The 20,763-nt window shown below is 61.1% G+C and carries 22 protein-coding genes; 14 read left to right on the forward strand and 8 right to left on the reverse strand.

Translation table 11 applies throughout. From position 1 onward, the window contains the following. Positions 1-8: 8 nt before the first annotated feature. The 5 genes from pstA (at position 9) to PMI24_RS12400 (ending at position 5,666) form a co-directional block, all read left to right on the forward strand. Complete coding sequence (gene pstA / locus PMI24_RS12380; RefSeq protein WP_007954332.1) at positions 9-1,679, forward strand: phosphate ABC transporter permease PstA; 1,671 nt, start codon at positions 9-11, stop codon at positions 1,677-1,679. An 82-nt stretch (positions 1,680-1,761) separates the two neighbouring features. Further along, the gene (pstB, locus tag PMI24_RS12385) at positions 1,762-2,595 is read left to right on the forward strand and encodes a phosphate ABC transporter ATP-binding protein PstB (RefSeq protein ID WP_007954333.1); all 834 of its coding nucleotides are present in this window, start codon (positions 1,762-1,764) and stop codon (positions 2,593-2,595) included. A 71-nt stretch (positions 2,596-2,666) separates the two neighbouring features. Continuing rightward, complete coding sequence (phoU, locus tag PMI24_RS12390; protein ID WP_007954334.1) at positions 2,667-3,428, forward strand: phosphate signaling complex protein PhoU; 762 nt, start codon at positions 2,667-2,669, stop codon at positions 3,426-3,428. A 177-nt stretch (positions 3,429-3,605) separates the two neighbouring features. Continuing rightward, positions 3,606-4,562 carry a response regulator gene (locus PMI24_RS12395; protein ID WP_007954335.1) on the forward strand — a complete coding sequence of 319 codons (957 nt, stop codon included), beginning with the start codon at positions 3,606-3,608 and terminating at the stop codon, positions 4,560-4,562. A gap of 207 nt (positions 4,563-4,769) precedes the next feature. Continuing rightward, a complete protein-coding gene (locus PMI24_RS12400) occupies positions 4,770-5,666 on the forward strand; it encodes a peptidoglycan DD-metalloendopeptidase family protein (protein WP_007954336.1) in 897 nt (298 codons plus the stop codon). Positions 5,667-5,672: 6 nt separating this feature from the next. On the opposite strand, the gene PMI24_RS12405 is transcribed toward PMI24_RS12400, so the two are convergent. The 3 genes from PMI24_RS12405 to phoB all read right to left on the reverse strand — a co-directional run bounded on the left by PMI24_RS12405 (position 5,673) and on the right by phoB (position 9,175). After that, positions 5,673-7,013: a hemolysin family protein gene (locus PMI24_RS12405; RefSeq protein ID WP_007954342.1), complete on the reverse strand. Its 1,341-nt coding sequence runs from the start codon at positions 7,011-7,013 to the stop codon at positions 5,673-5,675. A 111-nt stretch (positions 7,014-7,124) separates the two neighbouring features. Next, positions 7,125-8,411 carry a phosphate regulon sensor histidine kinase PhoR gene (gene phoR / locus PMI24_RS12410; RefSeq protein WP_218887987.1) on the reverse strand — a complete coding sequence of 429 codons (1,287 nt, stop codon included), beginning with the start codon at positions 8,409-8,411 and terminating at the stop codon, positions 7,125-7,127. Positions 8,412-8,485: 74 nt separating this feature from the next. Next, a complete protein-coding gene (phoB, locus tag PMI24_RS12415; protein WP_003229608.1) occupies positions 8,486-9,175 on the reverse strand; it encodes a phosphate regulon transcriptional regulator PhoB in 690 nt (229 codons plus the stop codon). 151 nt (positions 9,176-9,326) lie between these two features. Between phoB and PMI24_RS12420 the strand changes: the two genes are divergently transcribed. Beyond that, positions 9,327-9,710 carry a COG4315 family predicted lipoprotein gene (locus tag PMI24_RS12420; protein ID WP_007954346.1) on the forward strand — a complete coding sequence of 128 codons (384 nt, stop codon included), beginning with the start codon at positions 9,327-9,329 and terminating at the stop codon, positions 9,708-9,710. Between the two features lie 113 nt (positions 9,711-9,823). On the opposite strand, the gene ubiA is transcribed toward PMI24_RS12420, so the two are convergent. Both ubiA and PMI24_RS12430 read right to left on the reverse strand, forming a co-directional pair. Further along, complete coding sequence (gene ubiA / locus PMI24_RS12425; RefSeq protein WP_007954347.1) at positions 9,824-10,714, reverse strand: 4-hydroxybenzoate octaprenyltransferase; 891 nt, start codon at positions 10,712-10,714, stop codon at positions 9,824-9,826. Further along, positions 10,714-11,265, reverse strand: coding sequence for a chorismate--pyruvate lyase family protein (locus PMI24_RS12430; RefSeq protein ID WP_007954348.1), 552 nt, complete (start codon positions 11,263-11,265; stop codon positions 10,714-10,716). Before PMI24_RS12430 ends, ubiA begins: the two co-directional genes overlap by 1 nt. Positions 11,266-11,464: 199 nt before the next feature. Here PMI24_RS12430 and PMI24_RS12435 point away from each other — a divergent pair, with 199 nt between their 5' ends. The 3 genes from PMI24_RS12435 to PMI24_RS12445 all read left to right on the forward strand — a co-directional run bounded on the left by PMI24_RS12435 (position 11,465) and on the right by PMI24_RS12445 (position 13,268). Next, positions 11,465-11,632 carry a rubredoxin gene (locus PMI24_RS12435; RefSeq protein WP_007954349.1) on the forward strand — a complete coding sequence of 56 codons (168 nt, stop codon included), beginning with the start codon at positions 11,465-11,467 and terminating at the stop codon, positions 11,630-11,632. Positions 11,633-11,653: 21 nt separating this feature from the next. Next, the gene (locus PMI24_RS12440; RefSeq protein WP_007954356.1) at positions 11,654-12,802 is read left to right on the forward strand and encodes an NAD(P)/FAD-dependent oxidoreductase; all 1,149 of its coding nucleotides are present in this window, start codon (positions 11,654-11,656) and stop codon (positions 12,800-12,802) included. A 190-nt stretch (positions 12,803-12,992) separates the two neighbouring features. After that, positions 12,993-13,268 carry an HU family DNA-binding protein gene (locus tag PMI24_RS12445; protein WP_003213368.1) on the forward strand — a complete coding sequence of 92 codons (276 nt, stop codon included), beginning with the start codon at positions 12,993-12,995 and terminating at the stop codon, positions 13,266-13,268. A 102-nt stretch (positions 13,269-13,370) separates the two neighbouring features. Here the strand turns inward: PMI24_RS12445 and PMI24_RS12450 are convergent, their stop codons facing one another. Genes PMI24_RS12450 through PMI24_RS12460 form a run of 3 tightly spaced genes read right to left on the reverse strand, consistent with a single transcriptional unit; the run spans position 13,371 to position 15,530 of the window. Then, positions 13,371-14,315 (reverse strand): phosphatidate cytidylyltransferase, encoded by a 945-nt coding sequence (locus tag PMI24_RS12450; protein ID WP_007954358.1) that lies wholly within the window; start codon positions 14,313-14,315, stop codon positions 13,371-13,373. Then, the gene (locus tag PMI24_RS12455) at positions 14,312-14,911 is read right to left on the reverse strand and encodes a lysophospholipid acyltransferase family protein (RefSeq protein ID WP_007954365.1); all 600 of its coding nucleotides are present in this window, start codon (positions 14,909-14,911) and stop codon (positions 14,312-14,314) included. The genes PMI24_RS12450 and PMI24_RS12455 overlap by 4 nt, the downstream gene beginning before the upstream one ends. Then, positions 14,898-15,530 carry a CDP-alcohol phosphatidyltransferase family protein gene (locus PMI24_RS12460; RefSeq protein ID WP_007954367.1) on the reverse strand — a complete coding sequence of 211 codons (633 nt, stop codon included), beginning with the start codon at positions 15,528-15,530 and terminating at the stop codon, positions 14,898-14,900. Before PMI24_RS12460 ends, PMI24_RS12455 begins: the two co-directional genes overlap by 14 nt. A gap of 692 nt (positions 15,531-16,222) precedes the next feature. On the opposite strand from PMI24_RS12460, the gene tssA reads away from it, so the two are divergent. Genes tssA through PMI24_RS12485 form a run of 5 tightly spaced genes read left to right on the forward strand, consistent with a single transcriptional unit; the run spans position 16,223 to position 20,754 of the window. Then, the gene (gene tssA, locus PMI24_RS12465) at positions 16,223-17,785 is read left to right on the forward strand and encodes a type VI secretion system protein TssA (protein ID WP_007954369.1); all 1,563 of its coding nucleotides are present in this window, start codon (positions 16,223-16,225) and stop codon (positions 17,783-17,785) included. Between the two features lie 32 nt (positions 17,786-17,817). Further along, the gene (gene tssB / locus PMI24_RS12470; protein ID WP_003229587.1) at positions 17,818-18,321 is read left to right on the forward strand and encodes a type VI secretion system contractile sheath small subunit; all 504 of its coding nucleotides are present in this window, start codon (positions 17,818-17,820) and stop codon (positions 18,319-18,321) included. A gap of 28 nt (positions 18,322-18,349) precedes the next feature. Further along, positions 18,350-19,825: a type VI secretion system contractile sheath large subunit gene (gene tssC, locus PMI24_RS12475; RefSeq protein ID WP_007954371.1), complete on the forward strand. Its 1,476-nt coding sequence runs from the start codon at positions 18,350-18,352 to the stop codon at positions 19,823-19,825. A gap of 9 nt (positions 19,826-19,834) precedes the next feature. After that, a complete protein-coding gene (tssE, locus tag PMI24_RS12480) occupies positions 19,835-20,242 on the forward strand; it encodes a type VI secretion system baseplate subunit TssE (protein WP_007954373.1) in 408 nt (135 codons plus the stop codon). An 11-nt stretch (positions 20,243-20,253) separates the two neighbouring features. After that, positions 20,254-20,754 carry a PAAR domain-containing protein gene (locus tag PMI24_RS12485; RefSeq protein WP_007954374.1) on the forward strand — a complete coding sequence of 167 codons (501 nt, stop codon included), beginning with the start codon at positions 20,254-20,256 and terminating at the stop codon, positions 20,752-20,754. The last annotated feature ends 9 nt before the right edge of the window (positions 20,755-20,763 follow it).

Below are 20,763 nucleotides of genomic sequence, written 5' to 3' on the forward strand. Positions count from 1 at the left end.
AGAAGTCTGTGAAACAGAACTCCCTGAAAGGATGGTTCAAGAGCGGCGCCCCCGGCGTCTGGATCAGCGGCGGCGCGGTGTCCATCGCGGTCATCATGACCATTGGCCTGCTGGCGGTGATCGCCGTGCGCGGTCTGGGTCACTTCTGGCCGGCGGATCTGATCCACGCCAGCTATGACGTACCGGGCCAGGGCCAGCATCTGGTCGTGGGCGAAGTGGTGCAGAAAGAAGAAGTGCCACGCGCCCGTCTGAAGAGCGCCGGCCTGCCGGTGCCGGACGAAGGTCCGGAATTCATGACCCGCGAGCTGATCAAGGTCGGCAACCGTGACCTGAACGGCAACGACTTCACCTGGATCGTCGGCGAGTGGCTGACCAACCAGACCACGCCGGTGGAACTGATGGCGCTGGAGCGTCGTGAGTGGGGCAACTTCTACGGCTACCTGGTCAACGTCAAACAGGACGGCAAGGTGATCGCCGAAGGCGAAGCGGCCTGGCCTGAACTGCAAGCGCGGATCAACCGTGTGAGCGGCCTCGCGGCGCAGCTCAAGTCGCTGGAAAAAACCGACATCGGCGCGATCAACGCCGGCCTCGAGCGCATCCGTCTGCACGGTCGCAAGCTGGAGCTGGAAGGCAAACTCGACGCCACCGCGCAAGCGGACATGGAATCCGAGCGCGCCGAGCTGAACGCCCGTTATCAGGACATCGAAGCCCGTCTGGCCGATCTGCACGCGCAGTTCAACCGTGACGCCTTGACCGCTCGTGATGCCAACGGCAAGGAAATCGAAATCGGCTTGGGCAAAGTGGTTCACGCCTACCAGCCGAACGCGATGGGTACGTTCACCAAGATCGGTTTCTACTTCAGCAAGGTCTGGGAATTCCTGTCCGACGACCCGCGTGAAGCGAACACCGAAGGCGGGATTTTCCCGGCGATCTTCGGCACCGTGATGATGACCCTGATCATGGCGATGATCGTGACCCCGTTCGGCGTGCTGGCGGCGGTGTACCTGCGTGAATACGCCAAGCAGAACACCCTGACCCGGGTGATCCGGATCGCGGTGAACAACCTGGCGGGTGTTCCGGCGATTGTTTACGGCGTGTTCGGTCTGGGCTTCTTCGTCTACGTGCTCGGTGGCTCGCTCGACCGTCTGTTCTTCCCTGAAGCGCTGCCGGCACCGACCTTCGGTACGCCGGGTCTGCTCTGGGCTTCGTTGACCCTGGCGCTGCTGGCGGTGCCGGTGGTGATCGTGGCAACAGAAGAAGGTCTGGCGCGTATCCCGCGCACCGTGCGTGAAGGCTCGCTGGCCCTCGGCGCGACCAAGGCTGAAACCCTGTGGAAGATCGTTCTGCCGATGGCCAGTCCGGCCATGATGACCGGCATGATCCTCGCCGTGGCTCGCGCCGCCGGTGAAGTGGCGCCGCTGATGCTGGTGGGTGTGGTGAAACTGGCGCCGTCGCTGCCGGTGGACGGCAACTACCCGTACCTGCACCTGGATCAGAAGATCATGCACCTGGGCTTCCACATCTACGACGTCGGCTTCCAGAGCCCGAACGTTGAGGCCGCACGGCCGCTGGTGTACGCCACGGCGCTGTTGCTGGTGCTGGTGATCGCCACTCTGAACCTGTCGGCGGTGTACATCCGTAACCACTTGCGCGAGAAGTACAAGGCGCTGGACAGCTGATCGCCGTCACAAGAATTGAAGGGCTGCCGGCCTGTATACCGGCAGCCAACCGAACCGAATTTGTTAGCACAGGGGATCTCCCATGCAGCACGAAACACATACCCACGGCATCAACATGTCTGCCCTGGGCCGCGACAAGCAGAGCCTGAACCTCGAGCAGGAAACCGTGGCCATCGAAGTGCCGGGCCTGAGCCTGTACTACGGCGAGAAACAAGCACTGTTCGACGTCAGCATGAACATCCCGAAACAGCGCGTGACCGCCTTCATCGGCCCGTCCGGCTGCGGCAAGTCCACGCTGCTGCGGACCTTCAACCGCATGAACGACCTGGTGGACGGCTGCCGCGTCGAAGGCGCGATCAACCTGTACGGCAACAACATCTACCGCAAGGGCGAAGACGTGGCCGAGCTGCGTCGCCGGGTCGGCATGGTGTTCCAGAAGCCTAACCCGTTCCCGAAAACCATCTACGAGAACGTGGTCTACGGCTTGCGCATCCAGGGCATCAACAAGAAGCGCATCCTCGACGAAGCCGTCGAGTGGGCACTGAAAGGCGCGGCCCTGTGGGACGAAGTCAAAGACCGTCTGCATGACTCGGCACTCGGCCTGTCCGGTGGTCAGCAACAGCGTCTGGTGATCGCCCGTACCATCGCCGTGGAACCGGAAGTGCTACTGCTCGACGAACCGTGCTCGGCCCTCGACCCGATCTCGACCCTGAAAGTCGAAGAGCTGATCTACGAGCTCAAATCCAAGTTCACCATCGTCATCGTGACCCACAACATGCAGCAGGCGGCGCGGGTGTCCGACTACACGGCGTTCATGTACATGGGCAAACTGGTGGAATTCGGCGACACCGATACCCTGTTCACCAATCCGGCCAAGAAGCAGACCGAGGACTACATCACCGGTCGTTACGGCTGACAGTTGCGGGTTATTCACAGAATTGACGCTGCGGCCCGCCGCACCTTACCGGACGCTCCAAGGACGCCAACATGATTAGTAAAGAAGGCCTTACCCATCACATTTCCGCGCAGTTCAACGCCGAACTGGAAGAAGTGCGCAGCCACCTGCTGGCCATGGGCGGGCTGGTCGAGAAGCAGGTCAACGACGCGGTCACCGCGCTGATCGAGGCCGACTCGGGCCTGGCCCAGCAAGTGCGCGAGATCGACGACCAGATCAACCAGATGGAACGCAACATCGACGAAGAATGCCTGCGCATTCTGGCCCGTCGTCAGCCGGCGGCCTCCGACCTGCGTCTGATCATCAGCATCTCCAAGTCGGTGATCGACCTGGAGCGCATCGGTGACGAAGCGACCAAGATCGCCCGTCGTGCGATTCAGTTGTGCGAAGAAGGCGAAGCGCCGCGCGGTTACGTCGAAGTGCGTCACATCGGCGACCAGGTGCGCAACATGGTCCGTGATGCACTGGACGCCTTTGCCCGTTTCGACGCCGATCTGGCGCTGTCGGTGGCGCAGTACGACAAGATCATCGACCGCGAATACAAGACCGCCCTGCGCGAGCTGGCGACCTACATGATGGAAGACCCGCGCTCTATCTCGCGGGTCTTGAGCATTATCTGGGTGCTGCGTTCGCTGGAGCGGATCGGCGACCACGCGCGCAACATCTCGGAGCTTGTGATTTACCTGGTGCGCGGCACCGATGTGCGCCACATGGGCCTCAAGCGCATGAAGGAAGAAGTTGAAGGGACAAGTGGCGAAACCGCTAATGTTCCGGGCGATGCTGACGATAAGTAAGATTGCCTGAGAAAAGCGCCCGGCCCTTTGGCCGGGCGTTTTTGTTTCTGCTTTTCATAGGCAGAAGCGAATTAAAAAGCAGCACCCGCGAACGAAAAGTCCCGGCGTGACTGAAGAGTTTTGGCAATGTGCCATCAGCCAGCGTTATGCTTGCCGGGATTTTAATAGGGGTGTTGGATGAGCAAGATCAGTGTGTTGGTCGTGGACGATGCATCGTTCATTCGTGACCTGGTGAAAAAGTGCCTGCGTAATTACTTCCCGGGGATCCGCACCGAGGACGCCATCAACGGCAAGAAGGCCCAGGCCATGCTGGCCAAGGAAGCCTTCGACCTGGTGCTGTGCGACTGGGAAATGCCGGAAATGTCCGGCCTCGAACTGCTGACCTGGTGCCGTGAGCAGGACAACCTCAAGACCATGCCGTTCATCATGGTCACCAGCCGGGGCGACAAGGAAAACGTCGTGCAGGCGATCCAGGCCGGTGTCACCGGTTACGTCAGCAAGCCGTTCACCAACGAGCAACTGCTGACCAAGGTCAAGCAGGCCCTGAACAAGGTCGGCAAGCTCGACACCCTGATGAACAGCGCCCCGACCAAGATGAACTCGGCGTTCGGCAACGACTCTTTGAGCGCATTGACCGGCGGCAAGGCTGCCGTGGTCGGTTCCGCACCGACTGCTGCGGCTGTGAATCCGTTTGCCAAGCCTGCCGCTGCGGCCCCGGCACCTGCCGCCGCGCCACAGCGTGGCCTGCTCAACAGCCCGCCTGTGAAAGCCCCGGCAGCCTCGAGCGCTCCGGCCAGCGGTCGCGGTCAGGGCCAACTGCGCCTGCCGAGCGGCACCCAGCAATGCGTGATCAAGGCCCTGAGCATCAAGGAAGCGCTGCTGGTGGTGAAACGCACCGACACCCTGCCGCAGATCCTCGACAGCGCCGTGCTCGATCTGGAGCAGGGCGACAACGCCGAAATCGCCCGCCTCAACGGCTACCTGCACGCCGTCGTCGCCCACGAGCCGAAACCCGACAGCGACTGGCTGCAACTGACCTTCCGTTTCGTCGACCAGGACGCGCAGAAGCTCGACTACATCTCCCGCCTGATCGCCCGCGGCACGGCGCAGAAGCACTTCGTTCCGGGCGCGTAATCTTCGTCGCCTGACCGTCCGCCATCGCCAGCAGGCGGGCTCCCACAGGGTTCACACCGAACTTGTGGGAGCCAGCCTGCTGACGATGGGGCCATCAAAACCACCACCCATCTCTCGCGTTGCCCAATTTGAAACATCTGTCGACTAGCCTGGTCTGCTTCAGCTGCTAGGCTCATTCCCAGGCCTTACTCGACAGAACTTTTGCCCATGCCCCTGCGCCTGCTGTTTTTCTGTGGTCTGTTCATGGCCTCCACCTCGACTGTGGCCATGACGATCTACAAATCCACCGATGCCAACGGAGTGGTTTCGTACAGCGACCGTCCGAGCAAAGGCTCCCAGGTGTTCGTGTTTCAGGACCGGATGGTCGAGCGCCTGGAGCGCCAAGTCTATCTCGACATCAAGAAGCAGAAGGGCGCGGACGTGGTGTTCGTGCGCAACGACCTGTACGCGCCGGTCGAGGTTGCGCTGGCGTTTACCGGGATGAGCAACGTGCGTGGTGCTCCGGCGCAAACGATCCGCCGGGTGTTGCCGGCGCGCAGCAATACGCGGCTGGCGCTGCTGACGGCGGTATCCGGTGGCAAGCCGCTGGTGTACACGCCGATGTTCCAGTATTCCCTCGGTGACCCCGCTGGCGCGGCTCAGGGCTATCGCTATCCGTTTCCGTGGCGTGGCGGGCCTTTCCGACTGAGTCAGGGCGCCAATGGCGATTACAGCCACTTCGGGCCGAAGAACAAATACGCGATGGACATTGCCATGCCGGTCGGTACGCCGATCATTGCGGCGCGAGCCGGGGTGGTGGTGAAGACCGAGAATTCCCAGAACGGGCGCGGCACCGATCCGTCCGGCAACTTCGTGCGGATCCTGCACGACGACGGCACGATGGGCGTGTACCTGCATCTCAAGCAAGGGTCGGTGAGTGTGCGCGAGGGGCAGCGAGTGGCGGTGGGCAGTCCGCTGGCGCTGTCCGGCAACACTGGCAACAGCAGCGGCCCGCACCTGCACTTTGTGGTGCAGCGCAACACCGGGATGGGGCTGGTGTCGATTCCGTATCAGTTCAACCAGCCGCTGGGGGCGTTGCCCAACTTTGCGTTGGGCAAGCAGTAAACCCCGTCAGTCGAGCATCAGCACCTTGGCCAGAATGATCTTCGGACCTTTCATCTTCTTGATGATGATCCGCAGGCCTTCGACTTCCAGCACTTCTTCCTCTTCCGGCACCCGTTTCAGGGTTTCGTAGATCAGCCCGGCGAGGGTTTCGGCTTCGATGTGATCCAGGTCGATCCCCAGCAGGCGCTCGACCTTGAACAGCGGCGTATCGCCCCGTACCAGCAACTTGCCCGGCTGGTAGGCGAGGATGCCGCGCTCGGCCTTGCGGTGTTCGTCCTGGATATCGCCGACCAGCACTTCCAGCACGTCTTCCATGGTCAGGTAGCCGATGATGTTGCCATCGGCCTCTTCGACCACGGCGAAGTGCGAGCCGCCCTTGCGGAACTGTTCCAGCAGCTGCGACAGCGGCATGTGCCGGGAGACGCGCTCCAGCGGGCGGGTCAGTTCGGCGAGGTTGAACGACTCGGGAATGTGATCCAGCGCTGCCAGTTCCAGCAGCAGGTCCTTGATGTGCAGCAGGCCGACGAATTCCTTGCGCTCGCTGTCGTACACCGGATAACGGCTGAACTTGTGGCGACGGAACATCGCCAGGATTTCTTTCAGCGGGGCATTGAATTCGAGGGTGATCAGGTCTTCGCGGGAGTTGGCCCAGTCGACCACTTCCAGCTCGCCCATTTCCACCGCCGAGGCCAGCACGCGCATGCCCTGGTCGCTCGGGTCCTGGCCACGGCTGGAGTGCAGGATCAGTTTCAGTTCTTCACGGCTGTAATGGTGCTCGTGATGCGGGCCGGGTTCACCTTGCCCCGCAATGCGCAGGATGGTGTTGGCGCTGGCGTTGAGCAGGTAGATCGCCGGGTACATGGCCCAGTAGAACAAGTACAGCGGCACCGCCGTCCACAGCGACAGCAGCTCGGGTTTGCGGATCGCCCAGGATTTGGGTGCGAGTTCGCCGACCACGATGTGCAGGTACGAAATGATGAAGAACGCGGTGAAGAACGAGATGCCTTTGACGACTTCGGCCGACTGCACGCCGACCGCGCTCAGCAGCGGTTCGAGAATGTGCGCGAACGCCGGCTCGCCGACCCAGCCAAGGCCCAGGGAGGCGAGGGTGATACCGAGCTGGCACGCCGAGAGGTAAGCATCGAGCTGACTGTGCACCGTGCGCAGGATGTGCCCGCGCCAGCCGTGCTGCTCAGCGATGGCTTCGACCCGGGTCGAGCGCAGTTTGACCATGGCGAATTCCGCCGCAACGAAGAAGCCGTTGAGCAAAACCAGGATCAGAGCGAAAAGAATCATGCCGAAATCGGCGAATATTGTTGCGAGGGACAAGCCAGGGGAAGGGTCCATGATGGAGTTTTGCGGGTTCCGTGTGATTCGAAAGAAAGAAAAATCCGCACCTGAAAGGCAGGCGCAAGTCAGCCAATGTAGCGGCTGACCTGGCGATTGCCTAGTCCGGCATTACTCAGCGGCGCTGATGACCCGTGCCTGAGCGACCTGCGCCGGGGCGAAATGGCAGGTGAACGTGCTGCCATGACCGGGCACGCTGCTGATCTCCATCCGTGCGCGATGGCGCAGCAGCACGTGTTTGACGATGGCCAGACCCAGGCCCGTGCCGCCGGTGTTGGAGTTGCGGCTGGAGTCGACGCGGTAGAAGCGTTCGGTCAGGCGCGGCAGGTGTTTGCTGTCGATGCCGATCCCGGAATCCTGCACGCTCAAGTGTGCGCCCTGATCGTCGCCCCACCAGCGGATGCGGATATTGCCTTCGGCCGGGGTGTATTTGACCGCGTTGAACACCAGGTTGGAAAACGCACTGCGCAGTTCCGCCTCGCTGCCCTTGAGCAGAATGCTGGTGTCGGCTTCCAGGGTGATGCGCTGATTTTTCGAACCGGACAACTGCTGCGCATCGCTCTTGATTGACTGCAACAAAGTGTCGATGTGCACCGGCTGGTTGTCCGACGGGTAATCGGTGGCTTCCAGCTTGGCCAGTAGCAGCAAGTCGTTGAGCAGGGTCTGCATGCGTCCGCCCTGTTGCTGCATCTGCTGCAGGGCACGGCTCCAGCGCGGGTTCACTTCCTCGACGTTGTCGAGCAGGGTTTCCAGGTAGCCGCAGATCACCGTCAGCGGGGTGCGCAGCTCATGGGAGACGTTGGCGATGAAGTCTTTGCGCATCTGTTCCAGTTGATGGATGCGCGTGACGTCGCGCACCAGCATCAAGTGTTCGTTGTTGCCGTAGCGCGTGAGGTACAGCTGGATGCGCACGCGATCGTTGGTCGGCGAGGGGATTTCCAGCGGTTCGGCGTAGCTTTCCTGCTCGAAGTATTCCTTGAAGCGCGGATGGCGGACGAGGTTGGTCACCGGTTGGCCGCTGTCCTGCGGGGTCTTGAGGCCGAGCAGGGTTTCGGCGGCGCGGTTCCACCATTCCAGGTTGCCGTCGCTGTCGAGCATGATCACCGCGTCTTTCAGCGCGGCGGTGGACTCCTGAACGCGGTCGATCACCGCTTGCAGACGCCCGCGTACCCGTTGGTCGCGGCGTTGCAGGTGGTAGATGCTGTCGAACACCTCGCCCCACAGGCCATAGCCGTCGGGCGGTGCTTCATCGGGTTGGTGCAGGCGCAGCCATTCGTGCAGGCGCAGCAGTTGCTTGAGCGTCCAGGCCAGGTACAGGCCCAGTCCCGCCGCCAGACTCCAGCCGTAGTAGCCGGTGATCAGACCGATCACCAGGCAGCCGGTGACCAGCAACAGCATGTGGCGAATCAGGGTGCCATGCCAGTTTTGGTTCACGGAAAATGCGGTCCTTGTCTGCGGGGCTGGCGCTCGGCTCAGGCTTTGGTGGAGAACCGGTAGCCGGTGCCGCGCACGGTTTGTACCAGATTTTCGTAGGCATCGCCGAGGGCCTTGCGCAGGCGCCGGATGTGCACGTCGACGGTGCGCTCTTCAACATAGACGTTGCCGCCCCAGACCTGGTCCAGCAACTGGCCACGGGTGTAGGCACGTTCCTGGTGGGTCATGAAGAATTGCAGCAGACGGTATTCGGTCGGGCCCATCTCCGCCGGGCGGCCATCGATGGTCACGCGGTGGCTGATCGGGTCGAGCAGCAGGCCGCCGACTTCGATCGGCGCTTCGCCATCGGTCGGACCGGCGCGACGCAGCACAGCCTTGAGGCGTGCCACCAGCTCGCGTGGGGAAAACGGTTTGGTGATGTAGTCGTCGGCGCCGACTTCCAGACCCTGGATCTTGTTGTCCTCTTCGCCCTTGGCGGTGAGCATGATGATCGGGATGTCCCCGGTCAGCTCGTCACGCTTGAGGCGGCGGGCCAGCTCAATGCCGGAAGTGCCGGGCAGCATCCAGTCGAGCAGGATCAGGTCCGGCTTGCGGTCGACGATGATGGCGTGGGCCTGCTGCGAGTTCTCTGCCTCGAGGCAGTCATAGCCGGCCATTTCCAACGCAACGGCGATCATTTCGCGAATGGGCGCTTCGTCGTCGACGATCAGAATGCTCCTGCCAACCATGCCTTAATCCTCTTGTCATTTAACTGTCTTGCGCCGCATTAGATAACGGAATTATTGCAGTCGTGTGACAGTATTTTAGTCCGGCGGCGATTGTGCAAATCCTGAACTAAGCTCTAAGTCCGAATCCTGACAACCACAAGAGAAGGTTTCCATGACACAAATGACTGCTTCCTTTAAGGCTTTGCTGATGGCTGCCGCCCTGACTCTGCCTGGACTGGCGATGGCGGCCGAGCCGGCCATGATGAAAGACGGAATGATGGTCGACCACAAGGGCATGACGCTTTACACGTTCGACAAGGACAGTGGCGGTAAGTCGATGTGCAACGGCGATTGCGCCAAGAACTGGCCGCCACTGATGGCGCCGGCAGATGCCAAGGCTGAAGGTAAATGGACAGTCATCAAACGTGATGACGGCATGATGCAGTACGCCTACGACGGCAAGCCGCTGTACACCTTCGTGAAAGATGCCAAGCCGGGCGATATGACCGGCGACAAGATGAAGGACGTGTGGCACGTGGTTCACGAGCACAAATAAACGCAAATCCCCTGTGGGAGCGGGCTTGCTCGCGAAGGCGTCTTTTCAGTCAGCCTATGTGGCAACTGACCCAACGCTTTCGCGAGCAAGCTCGCTCCCACAGGTTTTGTGTTTCAGCGCAACGCGTAATCCAGCACGATCCCGACGAAAATCGCCAGCCCGGCCCAGTGGTTGTGCAGGAACGCCTTGAAGCAACGCATCCGGTCGCGGTCGCGGGTGTACCAGAATTCCCAGGCGTAGCACCCGGCCGCCACCAGCAGGCCGAGGTGGAACCAGATCCCCAGCTCGAATTTCGACCCCGCCAGCACCAGGCAGCCCAGCGACAGTACCTGCAAGGTCAGGATAATTACCCGGTCCGCTTCGCCGAACAGGATCGCCGTGGATTTCACGCCGATCTTCAGGTCATCGTCGCGGTCGGTCATCGCGTAATAAGTGTCGTAGCCCACCGTCCACAACAGGTTGGCGATCCACAGCAGCCAGGCCGTTGCCGGCAACTCACCGGTTTCGGCGGTGAACGCCATCGGCATCCCCCAGGAGAACGCCGCGCCCAGCACCACTTGCGGGTAATAGGTGTAGCGCTTCATGAACGGATAGGTGAACGCCAGCGCCAGACCGCCCAGCGACAGCCAGATCGTCGCTGCGTTGGTGCACAGCACCAGCAGGAAACTCACGCCCATCAGCAGCGCGAAGAACACCAGCGCCTCTTTCGAACTGATCTTGCCGGCAGCGATAGGTCGCTGCGCAGTGCGTTTGACGTGGCCGTCGACCTTGCGGTCGGCCCAGTCGTTGATCACGCAGCCGCCGGCACGGGTCAGCACCACACCGAGGACGAAAATCACGATATTGGCCAGGGATGGCGAGCCTTTGCCGGCAATCCACAGCGCCCAGAGCGTTGGCCACAGCAGCAGGTAAATGCCGATCGGCTTGTCCATCCGGGTCAGCTGGATGAAGTCCCAGGCACGCGGGTTCAAGCGATTCAGGGATTTGAGCAGGCTTTGGTACATCAGCAGTTCTCCGGACGGGCGCGGACGGCTTCCCACAGCGTAGGCAGGAAAATCTCCGCCACCAGTACGCTCAATGCACCACGGTCGAAACGCGAACGCCGCCCCCACAGGCCAGGAGCCCGGGAACCTTCGGGCAGCCAATGTTCCGGGTAATGGCAGACTTCGATGGCGCGGCGCTGGAAGGCGTGATCGCAGAACAGCAGTTCGCCCAGCGAGCGGCTGCCCAGTTCATCCATGTGCAAGCCATCGCCCTGCAAGGCACTGCGCGACGCCACGCTGCGGGCGAACACCCAGGCCTCGCCATGACCGCGCAGATACACCTCGCGCACCCAGCCTTCGCTGCCTTCGGTGAGGTCCAGGGCGGCGCATTCGTCGTCGCGCAGGGTCTGCCAGCCTTCGAACAGCGGCGTCACGCTGAAGCCGTCATCGGACAGGCGCGTCAGTCGGCGGGTCAGGGAGCCTTCGTCGAACAGCCAGTCGAGCGTGGATGTGTCGGGGAGGGGTGTCAGTTCGCTTTGCGGGCGCCACAGCGGAGCGTTTGTGTGTTGCACAATGAGTCATTATTGGCAGCAAATGAGGCGGCGAGCTTACCATGGCGAGCCGCGAGTTTGATTGATCCGGGTCGCCGCTGCGCCGAACAGGCTTGCATCTGCCCGGCCCGATCAGTACAAAACGCCCTGAGCCGGACGGCAGCGCTGCACCATCGACCGTCCGCGCCGGCTAAAGCCTGAATCCTGAGGAAGTACCTGAATGAAAAAGTGGCAATGTGTGGTCTGCGGCCTGATCTACAACGAAGCCGACGGCTGGCCGGATGACGGCATTGCGCCGGGCACCCTGTGGCAGGACGTGCCGGAAGACTGGCTGTGCCCGGACTGCGGCGTCGGCAAGATGGACTTCGAAATGATCGAAATCAACTGAGAAAACACTGAGGAGTAGGGCATGAGCGCACCTGTCGTAATCGTTGGCACCGGGCTTGCGGGTTACAACCTGGCCCGCGAGTTTCGCAAGCTCGATGGCGAAACCCCGCTGCTGCTGATTACCGCCGATGACGGTCGCTCCTACTCCAAGCCGATGCTGTCCACCGGCTTCGGCAAGAACAAGGACGCCGACGGCCTGAGCATGGCCGAACCGGGCGCCATGGCCGAGCAGTTGAAGGCCGAAATCCGCACCCACACCCGCATCAGCGGCATCGATGCGGGCCACAAGCGGTTGTGGATCGGTGAGGAAGCGGTGAGCTATCGCGACCTGATCCTCGCCTGGGGCGCCGAAACCGTGCGCGTGCCGATCGAAGGCGATGGCGGGGACCTGGTGTTCCCGATCAACGATCTCGAAGACTACGCCCGCTTTCGCGCCGCAGCCGCCGGCAAGCGCCGAGTGTTGCTGCTCGGTGCCGGGCTGATCGGCTGCGAGTTCGCCAATGACTTGATGCTGGGCGGCTATGAGGTGCAACTGGTTGCACCCTGCGAGCAGGTGATGCCGACCCTGCTGCACCCGGCCGCTGCGGCTGCGGTGCAGGCCGGGCTGGAAAGCCTCGGTGCACGTTTCCACCTCGGCCCGGTGCTGACCCGTCTGCAAAAAGTCGTGGATGGGCTGGAAGCGCACCTGTCCGACGGCCAGGTCGTCCCGTGCGATGTGGTGGTCTCGGCCATCGGCCTGCGCCCGCGGATCGATCTGGCGGCGGCAGCCGGCATCCAGACCAATCGCGGCGTAGTGGTCGACCGTCATCTGCAAACTTCTCACGCCAACATTTACGCCCTGGGCGACTGCGCCGAGGTCGACGGGCTGAATCTTCTGTACGTCATGCCCCTCATGAGTTGTGCGCGAGCGCTGGCACAAACCCTGGCCGGCAACCCGACCGTGGTGAACTACGGACCGATGCCGATCACCGTGAAAACTCCGGTCTGCCCGCTGGTGGTTTCCCCGCCGCCACGGGGCCGCGAGGGTGTCTGGACGGTCGAAGGGCAGGGCGCCGACATCAAGGTGCTGTGCCACGACGCAGACGGGCAATTGCTCGGTTACGCCCTGACCGGCGCGGCGGTGATGGAAAAACTCGCGCTGAACAAACAGCTTCCGGCCTTGCTGGCGTAAATACCGGTCGTTCTGTCGGAATCACCCCGCTTTTGCCCCCACAAAGGTCGCGGGGAGACTGGCGCCGCCCTTATCCGCGTGCCATCCTCACTCCCGTCTGCCGCAGAGTAGAGCCTGCGGCGCCTTGGGCGCTGTTCCAACGAGAACAGCACGGACATAACAACAAAAAACCGTCAAAGGGGCTTCACTAATGCGTAAACCAGAACTCGCCGCTGCAATCGCTGAAAAAGCGGATCTGACCAAAGAGCAGGCCAACCGCGTTCTCAACGCCGTTCTCGAAGAAATCACCGGCGCCCTGCACCGCAAGGACAGCGTCACGCTGGTGGGCTTCGGCACCTTCCTGCAACGCCACCGCGGTGCACGCACCGGCAAAAACCCGCAAACCGGTGAACCGGTGAAGATCAAGGCCAGCAACACCGTTGCGTTCAAGCCAGGCAAATCGTTGAAAGACAGCGTCAATCCATAATTGCGGTGCACTCCCTGAATAGCGGGGAGAGCCGTAGTGAAAAAATGGGCACTCCGATTGCGGTCGGGTGCCCATTTTTTGTGTCTGTAACAATTACCCGGCTCAGACCGAGAAGAAGTACCGGGTGAGATGAAAGAAGATCGGCGCGGCGAAACAGATCGAGTCCATCCGGTCGAGCATCCCGCCGTGGCCCTTGATCATCGTGCCCCAGTCCTTGGCGCTCAGGCTGCGTTTGATCGCCGACATGACCAGGCCGCCGAGGAAGCCCATCACCACGATGACCAGCGACATCAGCAGCGACTGCCAGAAGCTGAACGGTGTCATCCAGAACATGCAGCCACCGATCAGCGTGGCGGACAGTCCGCCGCCAACCAGCCCTTCCACGGTTTTCGACGGGCTCACCAGCGGCGCGACCTTGCGTTTGCCGAAGAGCTTGCCGAACACGTACTGCAACACGTCGCTCATCTGCACCACGAACACCAGATAGAACAGCAGCAGGGCGTTCTGGCCCTGGAAACCCTGCAGGTCGAGCAACAACAGCGCCGGTGCGTGGCTGATGCAGTAGATGCAGATCATCACGCCCCATTGAATCTTCGCGGTGCGCTCCAGAAAGCCTTCGGTGTCCTGGCTCAGCACGGCAATCGCCGGCAGCAGCAGGAACGAGTAAACCGGCACCAGCAGCGTGAACATCGAGTACCAATGGGTGCCGATCAGCAGGTATTGCAGCGGGATCAGAATGAAAAACGCCGAGAACAGCGCGTTATGGTCACCGCGCGCGGTGGGCGTCAGGGTGATGAACTCGCGCAGCGCAAACAGCGAAATGAAACCGAACAGCACCACCGTCGCATTGGGGCCGAGCAGCCAGGACACGAAGAAAATAATGACCATCCCCCACCACGCGTTCACGCGCTGGTTGAGGTTTTCGATGGTCGCGATCGAGCTTTCGCTCTTTGCGCGTCTGGCCAGTACGCCGCCAATCAGCGAAGCCACCGCCAGCAGTGCAGCGATTGCCGCGAAGAACCACAGGAACTTGGTTTCCAGACTCATTTCGACAACCTCACGATGGCGTCACGCGCCCGATCCAGAAACGCCTGTTTTTCCTCGCCTTCTATCCTTTGCAGCGGATCGCCGATGCGGATCGTGCAGATGATCGGCAGCGGCACATGTTTGCCTTTTGGCATCGAGCGATGCAGGTTTTCCAGGTAGATCGGCACCAGGTCGACGTCAGGAAAGGTCTCGGCCAGGCGGAAGATTCCGGATTTGAATTCACCGGGCAGCGCCTGCGTGGAGCGAGTGCCTTCGGGGAAAATGATGATCGAATGACCGGCCCGCACCACATTGAAGATCGGCTCCAGCACGTTGGTGCCCGGTGCCGGATTACGCTCGATCAGCACCGCGTTCAGGCCTTTCTGCGAGATGTACGACAGGAAGCGGTTCTTGCCCCAGTAGTCGGCGGCCGCCACCGGTTTCACGTTCAACCGCGCTTCCGGCGGCAGTGCGGCGATGATCGCCAGGGTGTCCATGTGGCTGGTGTGGTTGGCGTAGTAGATGCGCTGGCGCGTGAGGTCCGGCGGGCTTTCCCAGCGGGCGGTCACGCCGATCAAGAAACGCAGCACCGAAATCAGCGCATTACTGATCCACATGAGCATTCCCCTTCAGTTGTCTGGCGATGGCCAGGGTGCGCGTGACGCAGGTGGCAACGGAGCCAAGGGCGATGATCACCAGCGCGATCAGCAAAGCGTAGTGGGTCGCGTAGTAAATGGTTTCGAACACGTTCAACAGCAGCGCCACGGTCATCACCGCCATCCGGTGCTGCTTGGCCATCGGCCCCATGAAACTCTGGGTGAGCCCTAGAGCGCCGCCGAACACCCGGACATACGCCGTCAGCGCAGCGGCCAGTGCGGCAAACCAGCCGAGATCGGACTGGCCGATGGCAAAACCCAGCCCGACGATCAGCAGGCTGTCGGCAACCCGGTCCGGAAACTCGTTGTACAGGCTGCCAACGGCCGACTGCTTGCCGCCTTCGATTGCCACCATCCCGTCGAACAGATTGCACAGCAGCCGCAACTGAATGCCGACGATGCACAAGATTGAACCGGCCAAGCCGTTGTCGATGTTCAGGGTCACCGCGCCGAACAGCGCGAAGAGCATGCTGATGACGGAGATCTGGTTGGGGGAGATGTCCCGCTTGACCAGTTCATCCGTGAAGCGTCTCGCCCAACCCGCCGAGCGGGTCTTGATGGGCCGTCTGTTTTCATCCATTTGCTAATGTCCGTATCAGTGGTAAGCCGTCAATTGATGACTGAGGCTGGCAATATAAAGGCACGTTCGAAGCATGAAATATATTGATGTAAGAACAGTCCGCGACATTTGTCAGAACAATCCACATCGAAAGTGTGTGCTTAAGCAGGGCGAAGGCTTGATGGATTGACGGCGACTTGCGTGAAGTCCTGCAATTGTGCGGGTAAAGAAGTCTTGTGAAGTATGCAAAGTGTGCGATGACATCAAATTGATGGCACTTTTATTGTTACCTGTTGTCCTCCGGGATTTGTTTAAAGATGCCTATCTGTTTTCGGAAGATTCCTACTTTATTTTCTTTCCAGTGTTGTCATGCTTTCGTCCGTATTTTGGAACGTGCGTTCAAGGAGGTGTCGGCGGGTTTCAGGCAGCCGCTCTGGGACGCTGGTTGCGCCGGGGTTTGAAAGGCACGGTCGATATAAGCCGATATCAGGGAAACCCCTGACACATATAGGGCGATCTCCTACAGCGCCCAATGAACAGTTCGTCTTGTTGTTTAATCAGATGCTTGCTAGTGGCCATCATAGTGATTACGATGCGCCCACTTGAAAGAGCACACACTCAATTGGATGAGTCTTCTCACTGCTCTTCGATACTGTCCCGGCGCCGCTGCAACTCCAATAGGCGCACGACCGTAATCCAAACAAAGGCCATGGATGTCCTACTCAAGCAAACTTTCCGCCCATTACCTCGAACTCGCTAAAGTCTCTGTTTCCAAAGAGAATTTTGCGGGCGAAGACGTTCGTTTCTCGAGCGAATTCGAGGCCCTGGAAAGCGAGCTGGCCAAAGCCTCTTCGATGCACGAAAGCGGGCAGATCGACTGGCTGAAAATTCGCGAAAACAGCGAAAACCTCCTGCGTACCCAATCCAAGGATTTGCGTGTCGGCGCCTGGCTGACCTGGTCGCTGTACCAGCGTGAATCCTTCCCCGGCCTGCTGGCCGGCCTCGGTTTGCTGCACCACTTGTCGGAAAACAACTGGGCCGAGGTTCACCCGCTCAAACCCCGCACCCGGGCCGCCGCCATTGGCTGGCTGGTGCCGCGTCTTGAGCAGGTGATCACCGAGAACATCGCGATCAAGGAACAGCTGCCGATGTTCCGGCAACTGTCCGAGCACCTGTCCGGTCTCGACGCCGCCTGCACCGAGCATCTGGGCGATGATGCGCCGCTGCTGTTGCCGCTCTCCCGCCGCCTGAAAACCATGATCCAGCGCGCCGCCGATAACCAGCCGGCACCCGGCGTGGTGGGCGCGGCGGTGGCGCAGGTCAAGCAGGCCGCCAGCCAGTTGCTGGCGCCCGGCGCGCCGATCGACAACGAGAAAGAAGCCCACAAGGCCCTGCGCGCGCAGCAGGAAAGCGCCCGCCCGTTGTGCGCCTGGTGGCTCAAGCAGAAAGCCACCGACCTGCGCGCGCTGCGCCTCAACCGCACCTTGCTGTGGATGACGATCGATGCGGTGCCCGAACGCAACGCCGAGCAGATCACCGTGCTGCGCGGGTTGCCGGTCGACAAGCTCAAGCAGTATCAGGACCGTTTCGATCAGGGCAAATACGCCGACCTGCTGGTGGAACTGGAGGCGAGCCTGGCGAAGGCGCCGTTCTGGTTCGATGGCCAGAGGATGGTCTGGGAATGTCTCCAGAACCTCAACGCCGAGCTGGCCATGCGCGAAGTGGAAATCCACTTCGCGCTTTTGATTCAGCGCCTGCCCGGCATCATCGAGCTGCGTTTCCATGACGGCGCGCCGTTCGCCGATCCGTCCACCCGGGCGTGGATCGCCGGCAACGTCATGCCGCACCTGCAAAGCGCCAGTGCGCCGCGCAAGGTCGAGACCGAGAACGTCGAAACCCAGCCAGCCTGGGAAAAGGCCTTGGAAGAAGTCCAGCCGATCCTGCGCAAGGAAGGCCTCAAACCGGCGGTGCAGATCCTCAAGCAGGGCCTGCAATCGGCGCACGGCGGGCGCGAACGCTTCTTCTGGCAGTTCGCCCTCGCGCGGCTGTGCTTCCTGGCCAAGAAATACGAACTCGCCAAGAACCAGCTCGAAACCCTCGATCAGACATTACAGGACTCAGGCCTGCACGCCTGGGAGCCCGATCTTGCATTGGAAGTGCTGCACCTGCTGCACAGTTGCTGCGAGTTGTTACCGCAGAACCATGCCGTACGTGAACGCAAGGAAGAGATTTATCGCAGGCTGTGCCACCTCGATCTCGAAGTGGTACTCGAATAGGCCCCAGGGCCACAACCGCAAGGAGAAAAGCCATGGCCAAAGAAGGCTCGGTAGCCCCCAAGGAACGCATCAACGTCACCTTCAAACCCGCCACCGGCGGTGCTCAGGAAGAGATTGAACTGCCGCTGAAGCTGCTGGCAATCGGTGACTACACCCACCGCAAGGACGATCGCAAGATCGAGGATCGCAAGCCGATCAGCATCGACAAGATGACCTTCGACGAAGTGCTGGCCAAGCAAGAGCTGGGTCTGACGCTGAGCGTGCCGAACCGTCTGCAGGAAGATGGCGAGGCCGACGAGCTGGCTGTGCAACTGCGCGTCAACTCCATGAAGGACTTCAACCCGGCCAGCCTGGTCGAGCAAGTGCCTGAGCTGAAAAAACTGATGGAACTGCGCGACGCGCTGGTGGCCCTCAAAGGCCCGCTGGGTAACGCACCTGCGTTCCGTAAAGCCATCGAAGGCGTGCTCGCCGACGACGAATCCCGCGGTCGCGTACTCGGTGAGCTGGGCCTGAACGCCGCAGCCCCGGACGCTTGAGACTCCAGCAGCCAAGGAAGCCAACACAATGAGCACTAGCGCAGCACAACAGAACGCCGCAGAAAACGGCGAGTACAGCATCCTCGACAGCATCATCGCCGAAACCCGCCTGACGCCGGACGACGAAGCCTACGACATCGCCAAGCGCGGTGTGTCGGCGTTCATCGAAGAGCTGCTCAAGCCGCAGAACAACGGTGAGCCGGTCAAGAAAGCCATGGTTGACCGCATGATCGCCGAGATCGATGCCAAGCTCAGCCGTCAGATGGACGAAATCCTGCACCACCCGGACTTCCAGGCGCTGGAATCGTCGTGGCGTGGCCTGCAACTGCTGGTCGACCGCACCAACTTCCGCGAAAACATCAAGATCGAAATCCTCAACGTCTCCAAGGACGACCTGCTGGACGACTTCGAAGATTCGCCGGAAGTGATGCAGTCGGGCCTGTACAAGCACATCTACACCGCTGAATACGGCCAGTTCGGTGGTCAGCCGGTTGGCGCGATCATCGCCAACTACTACCTGTCCCCAAGCTCGCCGGACGTGAAACTGATGCAGTACGTGTCCAGCGTAGCCTGCATGTCCCACGCGCCGTTCATCGCCGCTGCCGGTCCGAAATTCTTCGGTCTGGAAAGCTTCACCGGTCTGCCGGACCTGAAGGATCTGAAAGATCACTTCGAAGGCCCGCAATTCACCAAATGGCAGAGCTTCCGTACCTCGGAAGACTCCCGCTACGTTGGCCTGACCGTTCCGCGTTTCCTGCTGCGTAACCCGTACGACCCGGAAGAAAACCCGGTCAAATCGTTCGTGTACAAGGAAAACGTTGCCAACAGCCACGAGCACTACCTGTGGGGCAACACTGCTTACGCGTTCGGCACCAAGCTGACCGACAGCTTCGCCAAATTCCGCTGGTGCCCGAACATCATCGGCCCGCAGAGCGGCGGCGCCGTTGAAGACCTGCCTCTGCACCACTTCGAAAGCATGGGCGAAATCGAAACCAAGATTCCTACCGAGGTTCTGGTTTCCGACCGTCGTGAATACGAACTGGCCGAGGAAGGCTTCATCTCCCTGACCATGCGTAAAGGCTCCGACAACGCGGCGTTCTTCTCCGCCAGCTCGGTGCAGAAGCCGAAGTTCTTCGGCATCAGCGCAGAAGGCAAGGCTGCAGAGCTGAACTACAAGCTCGGCACCCAACTGCCGTACATGATGATCGTCAACCGCCTGGCTCACTACCTGAAAGTGCTGCAGCGCGAGCAACTCGGTTCGTGGAAAGAGCGTACCGACCTCGAGCTGGAACTGAACAAGTGGATCCGCCAGTACGTGGCCGACCAGGAAAACCCGAGCGCCGAAGTACGTGGCCGTCGTCCGCTGCGCGCTGCGCAAGTGATCGTCAGCGACGTTGAAGGCGAGCCGGGCTGGTACCGCGTCAGCCTGAACGTGCGCCCGCACTTCAAGTACATGGGTGCCGATTTCACCCTGTCGCTGGTTGGCAAGCTGGACAAAGAGTAAGAGCGACTCATGGACGGATACGGCAGCCTTTTCGAACGCCTCAACGGCGACGCGGAACTACGCAAGGGCAGGAGCCTCGAGGCTTCTGCCATGGCGTCGGTGGCTGCCCATCTGGCCAAAATGCTCAGCACCCGGGCCGGCAGCGTGCAAACGCTGTCCGACTACGGGTTGCCCGATCTCAATGACATGCGCCTGAGCCTGCACGACTCCCTGAGTCAGGCCCGTCTGGCCATCGAAAGCTTCATCGAAGCCTACGAGCCGCGCCTGAGCAACGTGCGTGTCATTTCCCTGCCGCGTGACCACGATCAGCTTCGCCTGGCCTTCAGCATCGAAGGCCTGCTGGAAGTCGAGGGTTTCAAGCGTCAGGTCAGTTTCGCCGCGCGCCTGGATGGCAGCGGTCAAGTGAAGGTCAACTAAGGAGAACCCCGATGTCTGGCAAACCAGCAGCACGCGTATCCGACCCCACCGCTTGCCCGCTCCCCGGCCACGGCACCAATCCGATCGCCGCCGGTTCCGGCGACGTGTTCTTCGACGGCCTCCCGGCGGCCCGCCAGGGCGATGCCTCGGCGTGTGGCAGTGCATTGGTCGGCGACCTTGCGACCACCGTTCTGATCAACGGCAAACCGGCCGCAACCGTAGGGTCGGTCGGAGCCCATGGCAACAAGGTCACTGCCGGGTCCGGGACGGTAATCATCGGGAACTCGCATACGCCTGTACCGTTTGTACCGCCATTGCCGTTGATCATTCCGGGCTTTGATGCTCAGTTCCAGCTCAAAAATGGCTTGGGTAATCCGCTTGCGGATACCAGATACCTACTCCGTCGAGCGGATGGTTCCGTTGAAAGTGGAGTCACCAACGAATTGGGTCTCACTCATCGAGTGTCGGCGCACACGGCTTCCGAAAAAATCGAAGTCTTTATTGAGAGCTGAGGGAGTAGT

Origin of the sequence: Pseudomonas sp. GM25 (assembly GCF_000282255.1) — a bacterium.
In the GTDB taxonomy this organism is placed as follows: domain Bacteria; phylum Pseudomonadota; class Gammaproteobacteria; order Pseudomonadales; family Pseudomonadaceae; genus Aquipseudomonas; species Aquipseudomonas aphyarum.

Coding starts and splice junctions, on each gene's coding strand:
- pstB (WP_007954333.1), top strand. CDS start 1,762: ATGCAGCACGAAACACATACCCACGGCATCAACATGTCTGCCCTGGGC.
- tssA (WP_007954369.1), top strand. CDS start 16,223: ATGTCCTACTCAAGCAAACTTTCCGCCCATTACCTCGAACTCGCTAAA.
- PMI24_RS12445 (WP_003213368.1), top strand. CDS start 12,993: ATGCGTAAACCAGAACTCGCCGCTGCAATCGCTGAAAAAGCGGATCTG.
- tssC (WP_007954371.1), top strand. CDS start 18,350: ATGAGCACTAGCGCAGCACAACAGAACGCCGCAGAAAACGGCGAGTAC.
- tssB (WP_003229587.1), top strand. CDS start 17,818: ATGGCCAAAGAAGGCTCGGTAGCCCCCAAGGAACGCATCAACGTCACC.
- ubiA (WP_007954347.1), bottom strand. CDS start 10,714: ATGTACCAAAGCCTGCTCAAATCCCTGAATCGCTTGAACCCGCGTGCC.
- PMI24_RS12455 (WP_007954365.1), bottom strand. CDS start 14,911: ATGTGGATCAGTAATGCGCTGATTTCGGTGCTGCGTTTCTTGATCGGC.
- phoB (WP_003229608.1), bottom strand. CDS start 9,175: ATGGTTGGCAGGAGCATTCTGATCGTCGACGACGAAGCGCCCATTCGC.
- PMI24_RS12460 (WP_007954367.1), bottom strand. CDS start 15,530: ATGGATGAAAACAGACGGCCCATCAAGACCCGCTCGGCGGGTTGGGCG.
- PMI24_RS12450 (WP_007954358.1), bottom strand. CDS start 14,315: ATGAGTCTGGAAACCAAGTTCCTGTGGTTCTTCGCGGCAATCGCTGCA.
- PMI24_RS12405 (WP_007954342.1), bottom strand. CDS start 7,013: ATGGACCCTTCCCCTGGCTTGTCCCTCGCAACAATATTCGCCGATTTC.
- phoU (WP_007954334.1), top strand. CDS start 2,667: ATGATTAGTAAAGAAGGCCTTACCCATCACATTTCCGCGCAGTTCAAC.
- PMI24_RS12440 (WP_007954356.1), top strand. CDS start 11,654: ATGAGCGCACCTGTCGTAATCGTTGGCACCGGGCTTGCGGGTTACAAC.
- PMI24_RS12400 (WP_007954336.1), top strand. CDS start 4,770: ATGCCCCTGCGCCTGCTGTTTTTCTGTGGTCTGTTCATGGCCTCCACC.
- PMI24_RS12395 (WP_007954335.1), top strand. CDS start 3,606: ATGAGCAAGATCAGTGTGTTGGTCGTGGACGATGCATCGTTCATTCGT.
- PMI24_RS12435 (WP_007954349.1), top strand. CDS start 11,465: ATGAAAAAGTGGCAATGTGTGGTCTGCGGCCTGATCTACAACGAAGCC.
- PMI24_RS12485 (WP_007954374.1), top strand. CDS start 20,254: ATGTCTGGCAAACCAGCAGCACGCGTATCCGACCCCACCGCTTGCCCG.
- tssE (WP_007954373.1), top strand. CDS start 19,835: ATGGACGGATACGGCAGCCTTTTCGAACGCCTCAACGGCGACGCGGAA.
- PMI24_RS12420 (WP_007954346.1), top strand. CDS start 9,327: ATGACACAAATGACTGCTTCCTTTAAGGCTTTGCTGATGGCTGCCGCC.
- phoR (WP_218887987.1), bottom strand. CDS start 8,411: ATGCTGTTGCTGGTCACCGGCTGCCTGGTGATCGGTCTGATCACCGGC.